Genomic DNA, 14,068 nt, shown 5'->3' on the forward strand with positions numbered 1-14,068 from the left:
CGCGGCGCCCTCGTGCGCGCCGATACGCTGGACGAGGTCCGCGCGAGCGGCCCGGGTCGACGGAGGGGATCCCCATGCTGGAGGAAGAGTACGAGCAGCGACGCGTCCTGCCGCCGCACCTGCGGAAGGCGCCGCCGCCCGAGCCCGACTTCTCGTACGAGATCCGCGAGGCGCGCGAGGAGGACCTCCCCGACATCCGCGAGATCTACAACCACTACGTGCGCAACACCGTCGTGACCTTCGACGAGGACGACTCCACGATCAAGGAGTGGCGGTCGAAGTTCGCCCGCAACGTGAAGCTCGGCCTGCCGTTCATCGTCGCGGTGTCCCCGTCGGGACAGATCCTCGGCTACGCGATGGTCTCGCCGTGGTCGTCCAAGCGCGCCTACCGGTTCACGGTCGAGAACTCGATCTACCTCCGTGCGGCGTCCACGGGCAAGGGACTCGGCAAGGCGCTGATGACCGAGCTGCTCGACCGGGCGAAGGCGGTCGGCATCCGGCAGATCATGGCCGTCATCGCCGACAAGGGGGCGGAGGCGTCGCTCGCGATGCACGCGCAGTACGGCTTCGTCGAGGTCGGCCGGATGGGCCGGGTGGGCTTCAAGTTCAACCGCTGGCTGAGCACGGTCCTGCTGCAGAAGACGCTGAAGTAGCGTCGCCGCGGACACTGCGAAAGCGCCGTGCCCGCGCGGGCCGTCGACCGCCGTTCCCTACACTTGTCGGCATGGAATGGCTGGTCCCGCTCATCGTCGTCGTGGCCCTCGTGGTGATCCTCGCGATCTACCTCTGGGCGACCTACAACTCCCTGGTCACCCTGAACGTCCGGGTCGACGAGGCCTGGAGCGACATCACCGTCCAGCTGAAGAGGCGCGCGGATCTGATCCCCAACGTCATCGACGCCGTGAAGGGCTACGCCGCCCACGAGAAGCAGGTCTTCGAGCAGGTGACCCGCGCGCGAGCCGAGACCCTGTCGGCGCAGGGGCCCGCCGAGGCGTCCGCGGCCGAGGACCACATGCAGAAGGCGCTCAAGTCGATCTTCGCCGTGGCCGAGGCGTATCCGCAGCTGCAGGCCAGCCAGAACTTCCTCCAGCTGCAGGGCGAGCTCGTCGAGACCGAGGACAGGATCCAGTCGGCCCGCCGCTTCTACAACGGCGGCGTGCGGGAGATGAACACCAAGGTGAAGGTGTTCCCCAACACGCTCTTCTCGCGTCGACTGGGCTTCACGGAGCGCGACTTCTACGAGGTCGACAGCCTCGCCGCGATCTCCGAGCCGCCGCGCGTCCAGTTCTAGCGGGCGGCTCTCAGGAGGACGGTCCGGCCGTCGCCGGAACGGCCAGCGGTCCGCCGTTCAAGGTCGTGAGGTACTCCTCGAAGACGGGCGCCGGATCCGCGCCGCTCGCGACCGCGTCGACCAGGGCGCGGCGGACGAGGGCCATCACGATGGTCGCGAGCACGGCCGCGCGCGGGGTCTCCTCGAGCTCGAACCCCATCCGCTCCGCGATGCACGGAGTGAGGGCCGCCTCGCCGTCGTGCAGGGACTGCGCCCAGACCGCGCGCATCGCCGGGGTCTCGGTGAGGAGCGGGATGAGCCGCAGCGTGCGGTCGAGCTGCGGGCCCGACGCGGCGGCGGCGAAGGCGGCGCCGAGCGCCGTGCTCAGCGGCTCGTCGGCGGGGCGGGCGGTCAGCGCCCGGCCCATGGCCGCGATGGCGGCGTAGAGCACGGGACGGACGCAGTCCTCCTTGCCGCCGAGGTAGCGGTGGAAGGTGCGCAGCGAGATGCCGGCCGCGTGGGAGAGGTCGATCGAGCTCACGCCCTTCACCGTGCCGCGCTCGAGGAGGAGCCCCACGCACTTCTCGGAGAGTGCGAGCGCGATCGATCCGGAGCGTTCGTCCACCATGCCGCTCACGCTAGGACATCCGGACGGGCGGACCGCACCGCCGAGAGGAGTGCCGCCGCGAGCGTGCCCCGCTCGACGATCTCCACCGCGTCGAGCCCCTGCCAGGCGGCAGCCTCCAGGAGCAGCACCGCCAGCCGCTCCGCGGTGTCGGCGGGTGCCCCCGACTCGAGCCAGGCGGCCTGCACGCGCAGGACCTTGCGCTGCCGGTCGCTCTTGAGGTCGACCCGGGCGGCGAGGACGTCGTCGAGGAGCACGGGCAGCACGTAGTAGCCGTGCACGCGCTGCGCTGCGGGCGTGTAGATCTCGATCCGGTAGTGGAAGCCGAAGAGGAGCTCGGCGCGCGGGCGGTGCCAGACGACCGGGTCGAACGGAGAGAGCAGGGCGTCGGCGCGGAGCGATCGCGGCCGACGGGCACGCGCGTGGAGCCAGAGGGGGACGGGACGCCCGGAGCGCTCAGAGCCGCGGACCTCGACGGGGAGCAGCTCGCCCGCCTCGACCAGGTCGTGGACCGCGGCGAGGGTGGGCGCCCGCCGCAGCCGGTGGTAGTCGGCGAGATCGCCGAGCGTCGCGACTCCGTGCGCGACGGCGGCGCGGCGGACCAGCTCGCGCACCGCGTCCTCCTCCGCCACCTCGGCGTCGAGGACCTCGCGCGGCAGGGCCTGCTCGGCGAGGGCGTAGGAGCGCTCGAAGCGCGTGCGCCCGGCGCTGACCACCTCGCCCCAGCGGAAGAGGACCTCGAGACCGCGCTTGATGTCGGACCAGCCCCACCACGGCCCGGTGCGGACGTTCGACTCGTGCTCGATCTCGGACGCGCGGAGCGGCCCGTCGGCCAGTGCGGCGCGGAGCCAGTCGAGCGTGGCCCGGTTCTCGCCGGCCCAGCCCTCGTGCTCGGTGCGGCGGTAGTGCGCCATCCGCCAGCGGTAGAGGGGCACGTCGGCGCGCCGGATCAGCGCCGCCTCGTGCGCCCAGTACTCGAGGTAGTGCCCCTTCGGCGCGAAGGCGACCGCGTCGAGCAGGGAGCGGTCGTACGGCCCCAGGCGCGCGAGCAGCGGAAGGTAGTGGCTCCGCTCGAAGACGTTGACCGAGTCGAGCTGCAGCGGCCGGATGCGGTCGACGACGCCGAGGACCTGACGCGTGCCGATCCGCGGCGGCCGCGGCGCTCCGAAGCCCTGCGCCGCGAGGGCGATGCGCCGCGCGAGGGCGGGGGAGAGCTGCTCGGTCATGGTCCGACCACGCTAGCGAAGGCCTCCGACATCGCCTGCGCCCGGTCGCGCACGGCCGTCTCCTGAGTCCTCGCGGTCGATACCGCCCGGGGAATGCGCCGGGGCCTAGTCTGTGGGGATGAGACTCGGCAGGTCCCGCCGCTCCTCCGGCCCCCGCGTCGTCGACACCGCGGCGCCGCCTGTCCTGCACGTCCCGGGGACCTCGCGCCCCGTTCCCGACTCCGCCTTCGTGAGCGACGGGATGCGCATCGCGGGCGCCTGGGCGTGGCGCGTGCTCGTCGTCGTGGCCGCCCTCGCGGTGCTGGCGCTGCTCATCATCGAGCTGCGCCTCATCGTGATCCCGCTGCTGGTCGCCATCGTCATCGCGGCGCTGCTGGTGCCGTTCTCGAGCTTCCTGCAGCGGCACCGCTGGCCCAAGTGGCTCGCGATCACCGTGTCGGAGCTCGGCATCATCGTCATCATCGGCGGACTGCTCTTCCTGGTCGTGACGCAGGTCTACCAGGGGTTCGACGACCTGAGCCGCCAGACGGTGCAGTCCTACGACGACCTGAAGGCCTGGCTGCTCGAATCACCGCTCCACCTCACCGAGGACGAGATCAACGAGTACGCGCAGCAGGCGCTGACCGCCCTGCAGCAGGATTCGGGCATGCTCGTCAGCGGAGCGCTGAGCGTCGGTTCGACGATCGGCCACGTCCTGACCGGCGTCCTGCTCACCCTCTTCTCGACCCTGTTCATCCTGATCGACGGCCCGAACATCTGGCGCTGGGTCGTGCGGCTCTTCCCGCACCGCGCGCGCCCGGCGGTCGACGGCGCCGGGCGGGCCGGCTGGGTGACGCTCACCAACTTCGTCAAGGTGCAGATCTTCGTCGCGTTCATCGACGCCGTCGGCATCGGCGTGGGCGCGGCCCTCCTGGGCGTGCCGCTGGCGATCCCGATCGGCGTCCTGGTGTTCCTGGGCTCGTTCGTGCCGGTGATCGGAGCGGTGGCGACCGGCGCTCTCGCCGTCTTCATCGCGCTCGTCTACAACGGGCCGCTGATCGCCCTGATCCTGCTGATCGTCGTCCTCGGCGTACAGCAGCTCGAGGGGCACATCCTCCAGCCGCTCGTCATGGGCTCGGCCATCAAGATCCACCCGCTCGCCGTGGTGCTCGCCGTCGCCGGCGGCTCCATCGTCGCGGGCATCGCGGGCGCCTTCTTCGCGGTGCCCTTCGTCGCGACCCTGAACGTCATGGTCAACTACATCGCCAGCGGCGCCTGGCGCTCGCCGACCCGAACCCCCGAGAGAGTTGCCGCAGAGCATGCAGACTAGTCACGTCGTCGGACCGTCCCTCCAGGAGTTCGAGGCGGCGCGCAGCGTCATCGCGCCCGTGATCGCGAACACCCCGATGGAGACGAGCACGTTCCTCGCCCAGGTGCTCGGCTCGCCGGTGTTCCTCAAGTGCGAGAACCTGCAGCGCACCGGCTCCTACAAGATCCGCGGCGCGGTGTTCCGCATGTCGCGGCTCTCGCCCGAGGAGCGCGCGCGCGGCGTCGTCGCGGCGTCGGCGGGCAACCACGCGCAGGGCGTCGCGTACGCCGCGCGCGAGCTGGGCATCTCGGCCACCATCTTCATGCCGATCGGAGTCGCGCTGCCCAAGCTCGCCGCCACCCGCGACTACGGCGCCGACGTGGTGCTGAGCGGCCACATCTTCAACGAGTCGCTCGCGGCGGCGGCCGAGTTCGCCGAGCGCACCGGGGCCGTCTTCATCCCGCCGTTCGACCACCCGGACGTGGTCACCGGGCAGGGCACGATCGGACTCGAGATCCTCGAGCAGGCCGAGGGCGTCGAGACGATCGTCGTCCCGATCGGCGGCGGCGGCCTCATCGCCGGCGTCGCCTCGGCGGCGAAGCAGAAGGCCGCGCAGGAGGGGCGCACGCTGCGCGTCATCGGCGTGCAGGCCGCGAACGCCGCTCCCTACCCGCTGTCGCTGGCGAGCGGGGAGCCGACCCTCATCACGATCTCGCCCACGATCGCCGACGGCATCGCCGTGGCCATGCCCGGCGCCCTGAACTTCGCGATCATCCGCGACGTCGTCGACGAGGTCGTGACGGTCGAGGACGACGACATCGCCCGCGCGCTGCTCGTGCTGCTCGAGCGGGCGAAGCTCGTCGTCGAGCCCGCGGGCGCCGTGGGCATCGCGGCGATCCTCACCGGGAAGATCCGCGACGCCGGCAGGACGGCCGTGATCCTCTCGGGCGGCAACATCGACCCTCTGATGATGGAGCGCGTGATCAGCCGCGGCCTCGCCGCCTCCGAGCGGTACCTCAAGATGAGCATCGGCCTGCCGGACCGCCCCGGCCAGCTCGCCCGCATCTCCGAGCTCATCTCCGAGGCCAACGCGAACGTCGTCGAGGTGCTGCACACCCGTCACGGTCGAGGTCTGCAGATCAGCGAGGTCGAACTCGAGATCAGCGTCGAGACGCGCGGTCCGGAGCACGCGGAGCGGGTCCTCCAGGTGCTCCGCGACGCAGGCTACGAACCCCGCGTCGCCCGCAACTGACCGCTGCAACGAGAGACGCCACCCGCGGAGACCTTCCGGACTCCGCAGGTGGCGTCTCCACTCGCGTGCTGCGTCGGGACGATCAGTGGCCGTTCCAGGTCTCGACGTTCACGACGCGGACGCTGATCGTCCGGCCGTTCGGGGCCTCGAAGCTCGTCGAGTCGCCGACCTTCAGGCCCATGATCGCGCCGCCCAGCGGGCTCTGCGGGCTGTAGACGTCGAGGTCGCTCTCGCCGGCCATCTCGCGGTTGCCGAGCAGGAACCGCGACTCGTCTCCGGCGATCTCGGCCGTGATGATCGTGCCGGCCTCGACCACGCCGTGGCTCTCGGGCGGCGTGCCGATCTCGGCCTCGCGCAGGAGCGAGGTGAGCTGGCGGATCCGCGCCTCGATCTTGCCCTGCTCGTCCTTCGCGGCGTGGTAGCCGCCGTTCTCCTTGAGGTCGCCCTCCTCGCGGGCGACCTCGATGCGCTTCGCGATCTCCTCGCGGCCCGCGGTGGACAGTTCGTTCAGCTCCGCCTGGAGGCGGTCGTACGACTCCTGGGTCATCCAGGTGACCTGAGGCTGGTCGGCCATGGTGGGCTCCTCACGTGACTGCCGCGTGCAGGGGTCCGGCGTCCGGGTCCGGGGCTCCCGCCCCGGCGTCCGTGTCGTCCGACGCCCGGCGGCGGTGGAAAAAGACAAGGCCCCGACGAGTCCGTCAGGGCACCCGGCAACCCTACGGGAGCCAGCAGGAGGAGATCAAACCTGTGTTCGCGAGCTCGGTCGTGCGCACCGTCTCGGTGAAGGAGCGGAAGCGCTCGGGGGAGGCGGGGTACTCCACGACGAGCCAGCCCACCACGGCCGACTGCTCGTTGAGCGCCTGGACGGCGCAGGCCACGTCGGTCCCCGCGGGCGCCGTGAGGTCGAAGGAGACGGTGACGGTGCGGTCGTCGACGACCCGGTGCGCCGTGTCCTGCACGTCGACGCCGTCGCGACCGCTGTCGAGGCCCGCCCAGACCACCCAGGCGGCGAAGACGGCGACGAACGCGAGTGCGACCGCGCCGAAGAGCCAGCGGTTGCCGCGGCGGCTGCGCGCGGTGCGTCCGTAGCGCGAGGCGAGCGGGCCGCTCGCCCGGACGGCGTCGGGATCGACCGAGGTCTCGTCGCTCCGCTCGGAGCTGTCGGACGTGCGGACGGCCACGGAACTCCCCGGGTGTAGCGGTTACTGTTGACGGATGATGCGCGCTCGCAGCGAGCGATCGCGTCGCCCCATTAAACCCCGAGGAATCGAGCGATCGTGTCCCAGGCCGCCCAGGTCTCCGTCGATTCGGAGGTGCGGGAGGTCCCGCGCCTCCTCGCCGTGCACGCCCATCCCGACGACGAGTCGAGCAAGGGCGCCGCGACTCTCGCGGCCTACGCCGACCGCGGCGCCGAGGTCATGGTCGTCTCCTGCACCGGAGGCGAGGCCGGCTCCGTCCTGAACGAGTCGCTCGCCGCCCGCGCGCACGCTGAGCGCGACATGGGCGGGCTCCGCCGCCTCGAGATGGCCGAGGCTCAGCGGATCCTGGGCGTGCAGCACACCTGGCTGGGCTTCGTCGACTCCGGGATGGAGGAGGACGGCTCGGTTCCGCCCGCGAGCTTCGCGGCGCTCCCGCTCGCGACGGCGTCGGCTCCGCTGGTCCGGCTCGTCCGACGCTTCAAGCCGCACGTGATCATCAGCTACGACGAGAACGGCGGCTATCCGCACCCGGACCACATCCGGGCGCACCAGGTCGCCATGGAGGCGTTCCGGGCGGCGGGGGAGCCGGACGAGTACCCCGGCCTCGGGGCGCCCTGGTCGGTCGCCAAGCTCTACTACGACCGCGTGTTCAGCGGTCAGAAGCTGCGGGCGATCGCGGAGCACCTCCGCTCCCTCGACCCGGAGGACCCGCGCCTGGCGACCTTCGAGGAGATGAAGCGCTGGTCGGACGACGCTCCGTACCTCGCGACGACGCAGGTGCTCATCTCGGGCTTCCACGACCGGAGGGATGCGGCCCTGCGCGCGCACGCCAGCCAGGTCGCGCCCGACAACGCCTTCTTCTTTCTGCCGCACGAGGCCATCGACGCCGCGTGGCCGACCGACGACTTCCAGCTCGTGCAGTCGCGGGTGGAGGCGCCGACGCCCGAGACCGATCTCTTCGCCGGACTCGACGTCGCCTTCCCGACCGGCGAGCGGAACGAGGTGGACGCGTGATCCCCGCCGTGCTCGACTCCGCCGCCCTGGCGCTGTCCCGGATCGTCGCGGCGACGCCGTCGCCCGCGCCCGACTTCAACGAGGACACCGTCACGCCGGGCCTCTTCGGCTTCATCACGATGCTGGTGATCGCGGTGGCCGCCGTCCTCCTCGCGCTCGACATGGTGCGCCGGGTCCGGCGGACCACCTACCGCGAGCAGGTCGCGGAGCGGCTCGACGCCGAGGAGCGCGAGCGCGCCGCCGAGGCGGAGCGCTCGGAGCGCGGGCCGGCGGACGACCGCTCGGAGCGCTGACGCCGGCTCAGCCGCCGTTGTAGGCGGGGTGCAGCGAGATCAGCAGCGCCGCCGTCCAGTGGCACACGAACGCCACGGCGGTCAGCGCGTGGAAGATCTCGTGGAACCCGAAGACCCCCGGCACGGGGTTGGGCCGCTTGAAGCCGTACACGATCGCTCCGATCGTGTAGCAGAGACCGCCCACGAGGACGAGGACCATCATCGTCGCGCTCGCCTCGAGCAGCGGTGCGAGGTACATCACCGCCGCCCAGCCCAGGAGCAGGTAGAGCGGCACGTAGAGCCAGCGCGGCGCCGAGATCCAGAACACCCGGAAGCCGATCCCGAGCAGCGCGCCGGACCAGACGAGCACGAGCAGCAGCGTGCCCTGCGCGGGCGGCAGCGCGAGGACCGCGAGCGGCGTGTAGGTGCCCGCGATCAGCAGGAAGATGTTGGCGTGGTCGATCCGCTTGAGGATCACCTTCGTCCGCGGTGCCCAGTCGAACCGGTGGTAGAGGGCGGAGTTGCCGAAGAGCAGGAGCGAGGACGTCGCGAAGACGGCGGCGGCCCACTTCGCGGCGGTGCCGTCGGCCACCGAGACGAGGACGATCCCCGCCACGATCGCGAACGGGAAGAGCCCGGCGTGGATCCAGCCGCGCCAGGTCGGCTTCGACTCGGCCACCGCTCCGTGGTCGATCTCGTCGTCGACGAGGGGGAGGTTCGGCAGGTCCGGCCCGTCGGCGTCGTCCCGCGCCACGGCGTCGTCGGCACGGGGGGAGGACCGACGAGCGGGCTCGGGGGCGGGGGGCGTCGGCCGGTGGCTCATACGGCTCAGGATACGGCCGGTCCCGGTGACGCCGCCGGGCGCCGCGACCCTTCCCGGGCAGGAGCATCGGCTACCGTAGCGATGTGCCGAAGCCGAGACTGCCAGTGGGAAGGGACCTCCTCTACGGCGTCTACAAGAAGCGGTTGAGGTCGAGCCTGGCTCCCGGCACCTTGCCGAACCACGTCGCGATGATCATCGACGGCAACCGGCGCTGGGCGCGGCAGCGGGCCCTCGAGACGGCGGCCCACGGCCACCGCGCGGGCGCCGCGAAGGTGCACGAGTTCCTCCAGTGGTGCGACGAGCTGGGCGTCCGGCACGTCACCCTCTACCTGCTCTCGCAGGACAACCTCGTCGGCCGCGACAGCTCCGAGCTGACCGAGCTGATCGCGATCATCGCCGACCTCGCCGAAGAGGTCTCCCAGCAGCCGGACTGGCGCGTGCAGCACGTCGGCTCCGACGACGGGCTCCCGGAGTCGCTCGTCGAGGCCCTCGACGCCGCCGAGGAGCGCACTGCCCGCCACACCGGCCTGCACGTGAACCTCGCGGTGGGCTACGGCGGGCGCCATGAGATCGCGCAGGCGGTCCGCAGCATCCTCGACGAGCACGGCAAGCGCGGATCCACGATCGAGGACGTCGCAGAGCTGCTGACGCCCGAGCTGATCGGCGAGCACCTCTACACGAGCGGCCAGCCCGACCCCGACCTGGTCATCCGCACCTCGGGGGAGCAGCGGCTCTCGGACTTCATGCTCTGGCAGAGCGCGCACAGCGAGTTCTACTTCATGGAGGCGCTCGGGCCGGACATCCGCGAGGTCGACTTCCTCCGGGCCCTGCGCGACTACGCGGGGCGGCACCGCCGCTTCGGCAGCTGAGGCGCCCGCGCCACCACCGACCGGAAGGGCCGGCATGAGCACGACGAACACCCTCGCGATGGACGAGTACCTCGGAGCCTTCGCCGAGGAGACCGGCTACCTCGACTTCGCCCGCGTCGGCCCGATCTCGGCGACGGCCGTGGCCGAGCAGGAGGCGGCGACGCAGCTCCTGCAGGCGGGCCGGGCCCTCGACGAGCTGCAGCGGCAGGACGAGCGGGTGCGCACCGCCGTGGGCGCCCTGGTCCAGCTGCCGGCCGAGCAGGTCGTCTTCCAGCCCAACACGTCGACGGGTCTGCTGCACACGATGCTCGGTCTGCGGGGGAGCGTGCTGCTCTCCTCCGCCGAGTTCCCGAGCTTGCCCTACGCCGCGGTGCGTGCGCAGCAGGCGCTCGGGGCGGTGTCGCCCGTCTGGCTGCCGACCGAGGGCGGTCGGGTGACTCCGGAGGCGGTGCGCGACGCTCTCACTCCGGACGTGGTCGCCGTGGCCGTGAGCCTCGTCGACTCCCGGACGGGCCACCTCGCCGACCTCGGCGCGCTCCGCGAGGTCATCGGCGATCGCCTGCTGATCGTGGACGCGATCCAGGGCTTCGGAGTCGTCGACGCACCGTACGCCGCGGCCGACGTCGTCGTGTCCGGCGGTCAGAAGTGGGTGCGGTCGGGCTGGGGCACGGGCTTCCTGGCCCTCGGCGAGCGGGCGCTCGAGCGGCTCTCGCCGGTGCTCTCGGGCTGGACGGGATCCGACGCCGTCGAACCCTGGGACGAGGTCGCACCGCCTGCCTCCGGCGCGCGCGCCTACAGCGTGACGAACCCGGATCCGATCGCCCAGGCGCGCTTCGCCGGGGCGCTGGAGGACATCGCGGCGGTGGGAGTGCCCGCGATCGCCGCGGTGATCGCCGAGCGGGTCAGCGCCGTGATCGATCTCGCCGACGAGTTCGGCCTCGCCGTGACGAGCTCGCGCGACGAGCGCGACCGCGCGGGCATCGTCGTCGTCGAACCGGCCCCGGAGGAGCTCGCTCCGCTGGCCGCGTCGCTCGAGGTCCACGGAGTGACCGCGCGCCTCCGGCCGGGAACGGTCCGCTTCAGCCCCCACGCCAGCACCACGGACGAGACGCTGGCCGCCCTGCGGGCCGCTCTCGTCTCGGCCGGCACGGGCGCCGACTTCTGACCTGCGCCCGGCGTTCACACACTGGTTACACACTCGAACCACACGGATGTCATTCGCGGGGTTATGTTCGAGTCATCAGGTGAAGCGCCTGGTCGAGACGGACCCGAGGGAACGGCTCGACATCGCGCAGATCGGTGAGAGGGAACTGCGCGGTGCCGAGACGCACCGGAGGGCCGGCTTCGCAGCATGAGCCGGGGGCGTTCGAGCCTCCGGGGTGTGGAGAGTCGTCGTGACAGTTCCCCAGGGTATGGACCAGCAGGCCGGAGCGCAGGGCGGCGTCCACCGCCGACCGCAGCACGGCTCGACCGGGTCCTCCGATCAGCTCCTCCGCACGTACGTGCTCGACACCTCGGTGCTGCTCTCCGATCCGATGGCGATGTTCCGGTTCGCGGAGCACGCCGTCGTGCTGCCGATCGTCGTGATCGGCGAGCTCGAGGGCAAGCGCCACGATCCCGAGATCGGCTACTTCGCGCGCCAGGCGCTGCGGCACCTCGACGAGCTGCGCATCAAGCACGAGCGCCTCGACTTCCCGATCGCCGTCGGCAACGGGGGCACCCTCCGCGTCGAGCTCAACCACTCGAACATGTCGGTGCTGCCCAGCGGGCTGCAACTGGGCGACAACGACGCGCGGATCCTCGCTGTGGCGATGAACCTCGCCAACGAGGGCTCGACCGTCACCGTCGTGTCCAAGGACATGCCGATGCGCGTCAAGGCGGCGTCGATCGGCCTCGCCGCCGAGGAGTACCTCGCCGAGCTCGCTCCGGAGTCGGGGTGGACCGGAATGGACGACATCACGCTCGAGGGCGGCGCGATGAGCGAGTTCTACGACCGGGAGCGCCTCTTCACCGACGCGGTCGAGGGGATCCCGATCAACACGGGTCTCGTCGTCCACTCCGATCGCGGCTCGGCGCTCGCGCGAGTGACCGGCAAGCGGCAGATCACGCTCGTGCGCGGCGACCGCGACGTCTTCGGGCTGCACGGGCGCTCGGCGGAGCAGCGGCTCGCGATCGACCTCCTTCTGGACCAGGAGGTGGGCATCGTCTCGCTGGGCGGCCGTGCGGGCACCGGCAAGTCGGCGCTGGCGCTGTGCGCAGGACTGGAGGCGGTGCTCGAGAAGCGCCAGCACAAGAAGATCATGGTCTTCCGCCCGCTGTACGCCGTCGGCGGTCAGGACCTCGGCTTCCTGCCGGGCGACGCGGCCGAGAAGATGAACCCCTGGGCCCAGGCGGTCTTCGACACGCTCGGTGCCCTGGTGTCGCAGAACGTGCTCGACGAGGTGATCGAGCGCGGGATGCTCGAGGTCCTGCCGCTGACGCACATCCGCGGGCGCTCGCTGCACGACGCGTTCGTGATCGTCGACGAGGCGCAGTCGCTCGAGCGGAACGTGCTGCTGACCGTCCTGTCCCGTGTGGGGCAGAACTCGCGGGTGGTGCTGACCCACGACGTCGCCCAGCGCGACAACCTGCGGGTCGGCCGTCACGACGGCGTCGCCTCCGTGATCGAGACGCTGAAGGGGCACCCGCTGTTCGCGCACGTCACGCTCACCCGCTCGGAGCGCTCGGCGATCGCGGCGCTGGTGACCGAGATGCTGGAGTCGAACGAGCTGGCCTGACCCGCGTCGGTCGTCCGGCTCGCGAGACAGCGTCCGGCGCGCAGGATCCTCGGATCGCTGCGTGCCGGACGCGGTTCTGCGAGCCGCAGGCAGCTCTTGCGGCGGCCGTGCGGGTCGACGGGCGTAGCGTGGACCGGGTGAGCATCCTCGACGACGCGCTCCTCGAGCGCTTCCGCCTCCGCGCCGCCGACTACGACGAGCGCAACGCCTTCTTCGCCGAGGACCTCGAGGAGCTGCGCGCGATCGGCTACCTGGCGCTGCTCGTGCCGTCCGAGCTGGGCGGTGCGGGGCTCGGTCTCGAGCAGGCGGCGGCGGAGCAGGCCCGGCTCGCGACCGCGGCGCCGGCCACCGCGCTGGCCGTCAACATGCACCTCGTCTGGACCGGGGTCGCGAAGATCCTGCGCGACCGGGGCGACTCCTCCCTGGAGCACGTTCTCGTGGACGCCGCCGCCGGCCACGTCTTTGCCTTCGGGAACAGCGAGCCGGGCAACGATCTCGTGCTCTTCGACTCCCTGACCCGTGCCGAGCCGCTGCCGGGCGGTGGCCATCGCTTCACCGGGACGAAGGTGTTCACCTCGCTCTCGCCCGCGTGGACGCGGCTGGGCGTCTTCGGGCGGGACGACAGCGGTCCGGAGCCGCGGCTGGTGCACGGCTTCGTCGATCGCGACACTCCGGAGTCGCCCGTCGCGGGCCTGGGAACGCGCGACGACTGGGACACGCTCGGCATGCGCGCGACGCAGAGCCGCACGACGATCCTGGACGGCGTCGAGATCCCGGCCGGGCGGATGTTCCGGTCGCTGCCCGTGGGGCCGAACGCGGATCCGCTGGTCTTCGCGATCTTCGCGGCGTTCGAGCTCCTGATCGCCTCCGTCTATCTCGGGATCGCGCAGCGCGCGCTCACGCTGGCGGTCGAGTCCGCGGCGCGGCGCACGTCGAGGAAGGCGGGAGGGCGGTCCCTCGCGCACGACCCCGACGTCCGGTGGCGCGTCGCGGACGCGGCGATCCTGCTCGACGGTCTCGATGCTCCGCTGCGCTCGGCCGCCGCCGACGTCGACGCCCTCGTCGACCGCGGCGCGCACTGGTTGCCGTCGCTCGTGGGCGTCAAGATCCGCACGACGGAGGCGGCTCTGCGGATCGTGGAGAGCGCCGTGCGCGTGGCGGGCGGGTCGGCCTACTCGCGGAGCTCGGAACTCTCGCGCCTGTACCGCGACGTCCTCGCCGGCCTCTTCCACCCGTCCGACGACGAGTCCGCCCACTCCACCTTCGCGACCGCCTGGCTCGGCCCCCTGCCCCCAGCGGAGTGACGACCTCGCGCTGAGGAGTCCTGGCTCTCCCGATGCTCCGCGACCGGGAAGCCCCGACTCCGACCGTCGACGACCGATCTACCTGCGGATGCCCAGCCGCACGCCTTCAAGGCGAACCCGTGAAAGGCGTGCCAGCGTTTTGCTCTAGC

General features: G+C 71.7%; 15 protein-coding genes. 10 read left to right on the forward strand and 5 right to left on the reverse strand.

The window, feature by feature from the left end:
• The first annotated feature begins 74 nt into the window (after positions 1–74).
• Both C1I63_RS11440 and C1I63_RS11445 read left to right on the forward strand, forming a co-directional pair.
• On the forward strand, positions 75–653 hold the full coding sequence (locus C1I63_RS11440; protein WP_055788317.1) for a GNAT family N-acetyltransferase: 579 nt from the start codon (positions 75–77) through the stop codon (positions 651–653).
• A gap of 71 nt (positions 654–724) precedes the next feature.
• Positions 725–1,291, forward strand: a complete 567-nt coding sequence (locus tag C1I63_RS11445; RefSeq protein WP_107574862.1) for a LemA family protein — start codon at positions 725–727, stop codon at positions 1,289–1,291.
• A 10-nt stretch (positions 1,292–1,301) separates the two neighbouring features.
• Here C1I63_RS11445 and C1I63_RS11450 read toward each other — a convergent pair whose 3' ends face one another.
• Complete coding sequence (locus tag C1I63_RS11450; protein WP_146168453.1) at positions 1,302–1,898, reverse strand: TetR/AcrR family transcriptional regulator; 597 nt, start codon at positions 1,896–1,898, stop codon at positions 1,302–1,304.
• Positions 1,899–1,903: 5 nt separating this feature from the next.
• Positions 1,904–3,121 carry a winged helix-turn-helix domain-containing protein gene (locus tag C1I63_RS11455; protein ID WP_107574864.1) on the reverse strand — a complete coding sequence of 406 codons (1,218 nt, stop codon included), beginning with the start codon at positions 3,119–3,121 and terminating at the stop codon, positions 1,904–1,906.
• 118 nt (positions 3,122–3,239) lie between these two features.
• Here C1I63_RS11455 and C1I63_RS11460 point away from each other — a divergent pair, with 118 nt between their 5' ends.
• Complete coding sequence (locus C1I63_RS11460) at positions 3,240–4,430, forward strand: AI-2E family transporter (RefSeq protein WP_107575832.1); 1,191 nt, start codon at positions 3,240–3,242, stop codon at positions 4,428–4,430.
• Positions 4,420–5,661, forward strand: coding sequence for a threonine ammonia-lyase (gene ilvA, locus C1I63_RS11465; protein WP_107574865.1), 1,242 nt, complete (start codon positions 4,420–4,422; stop codon positions 5,659–5,661). Before C1I63_RS11460 ends, ilvA begins: the two co-directional genes overlap by 11 nt.
• A gap of 82 nt (positions 5,662–5,743) precedes the next feature.
• Here the strand turns inward: ilvA and greA are convergent, their stop codons facing one another.
• Together greA and C1I63_RS11475 are read right to left on the reverse strand one after the other, a co-directional pair.
• Positions 5,744–6,235, reverse strand: a complete 492-nt coding sequence (gene greA / locus C1I63_RS11470) for a transcription elongation factor GreA (protein ID WP_055788332.1) — start codon at positions 6,233–6,235, stop codon at positions 5,744–5,746.
• A gap of 142 nt (positions 6,236–6,377) precedes the next feature.
• The gene (locus C1I63_RS11475; RefSeq protein WP_107574866.1) at positions 6,378–6,842 is read right to left on the reverse strand and encodes a DUF4307 domain-containing protein; all 465 of its coding nucleotides are present in this window, start codon (positions 6,840–6,842) and stop codon (positions 6,378–6,380) included.
• Positions 6,843–6,938: 96 nt separating this feature from the next.
• On the opposite strand from C1I63_RS11475, the gene mca reads away from it, so the two are divergent.
• Complete coding sequence (mca, locus tag C1I63_RS11480; protein ID WP_244907045.1) at positions 6,939–7,874, forward strand: mycothiol conjugate amidase Mca; 936 nt, start codon at positions 6,939–6,941, stop codon at positions 7,872–7,874.
• Positions 7,871–8,167 carry a hypothetical protein gene (locus C1I63_RS11485; protein ID WP_244907047.1) on the forward strand — a complete coding sequence of 99 codons (297 nt, stop codon included), beginning with the start codon at positions 7,871–7,873 and terminating at the stop codon, positions 8,165–8,167. The genes mca and C1I63_RS11485 overlap by 4 nt, the downstream gene beginning before the upstream one ends.
• A 7-nt stretch (positions 8,168–8,174) precedes the next feature.
• Here the strand turns inward: C1I63_RS11485 and trhA are convergent, their stop codons facing one another.
• A complete protein-coding gene (gene trhA, locus C1I63_RS11490) occupies positions 8,175–8,969 on the reverse strand; it encodes a PAQR family membrane homeostasis protein TrhA (RefSeq protein WP_107574867.1) in 795 nt (264 codons plus the stop codon).
• An 83-nt stretch (positions 8,970–9,052) separates the two neighbouring features.
• Between trhA and C1I63_RS11495 the strand changes: the two genes are divergently transcribed.
• From C1I63_RS11495 to C1I63_RS11510, 4 genes are all read left to right on the forward strand, one after another.
• On the forward strand, positions 9,053–9,838 hold the full coding sequence (locus C1I63_RS11495; RefSeq protein WP_107574868.1) for an isoprenyl transferase: 786 nt from the start codon (positions 9,053–9,055) through the stop codon (positions 9,836–9,838).
• Positions 9,839–9,872: 34 nt separating this feature from the next.
• On the forward strand, positions 9,873–11,003 hold the full coding sequence (locus C1I63_RS11500; RefSeq protein WP_244907049.1) for an aminotransferase class V-fold PLP-dependent enzyme: 1,131 nt from the start codon (positions 9,873–9,875) through the stop codon (positions 11,001–11,003).
• Between the two features lie 247 nt (positions 11,004–11,250).
• Positions 11,251–12,615 carry an RNA 5'-3' helicase PhoH2 gene (phoH2, locus tag C1I63_RS11505; RefSeq protein ID WP_107574869.1) on the forward strand — a complete coding sequence of 455 codons (1,365 nt, stop codon included), beginning with the start codon at positions 11,251–11,253 and terminating at the stop codon, positions 12,613–12,615.
• Between the two features lie 128 nt (positions 12,616–12,743).
• Entirely contained in the window at positions 12,744–13,919 is a 1,176-nt protein-coding gene (locus tag C1I63_RS11510) for an acyl-CoA dehydrogenase family protein (RefSeq protein ID WP_107574870.1), read from the forward strand.
• Positions 13,920–14,068 lie beyond the last annotated feature (149 nt).

The organism is Rathayibacter caricis DSM 15933 (assembly GCF_003044275.1).
Lineage (GTDB): Bacteria > Actinomycetota > Actinomycetes > Actinomycetales > Microbacteriaceae > Rathayibacter > Rathayibacter caricis.

Coding starts and splice junctions, on each gene's coding strand:
- C1I63_RS11440 (WP_055788317.1), top strand. CDS start 75: ATGCTGGAGGAAGAGTACGAGCAGCGACGCGTCCTGCCGCCGCACCTG.
- C1I63_RS11445 (WP_107574862.1), top strand. CDS start 725: ATGGAATGGCTGGTCCCGCTCATCGTCGTCGTGGCCCTCGTGGTGATC.
- C1I63_RS11450 (WP_146168453.1), bottom strand. CDS start 1,898: ATGGTGGACGAACGCTCCGGATCGATCGCGCTCGCACTCTCCGAGAAG.
- C1I63_RS11455 (WP_107574864.1), bottom strand. CDS start 3,121: ATGACCGAGCAGCTCTCCCCCGCCCTCGCGCGGCGCATCGCCCTCGCG.
- C1I63_RS11460 (WP_107575832.1), top strand. CDS start 3,240: ATGAGACTCGGCAGGTCCCGCCGCTCCTCCGGCCCCCGCGTCGTCGAC.
- ilvA (WP_107574865.1), top strand. CDS start 4,420: ATGCAGACTAGTCACGTCGTCGGACCGTCCCTCCAGGAGTTCGAGGCG.
- greA (WP_055788332.1), bottom strand. CDS start 6,235: ATGGCCGACCAGCCTCAGGTCACCTGGATGACCCAGGAGTCGTACGAC.
- trhA (WP_107574867.1), bottom strand. CDS start 8,969: ATGAGCCACCGGCCGACGCCCCCCGCCCCCGAGCCCGCTCGTCGGTCC.
- C1I63_RS11500 (WP_244907049.1), top strand. CDS start 9,873: ATGAGCACGACGAACACCCTCGCGATGGACGAGTACCTCGGAGCCTTC.
- phoH2 (WP_107574869.1), top strand. CDS start 11,251: ATGGACCAGCAGGCCGGAGCGCAGGGCGGCGTCCACCGCCGACCGCAG.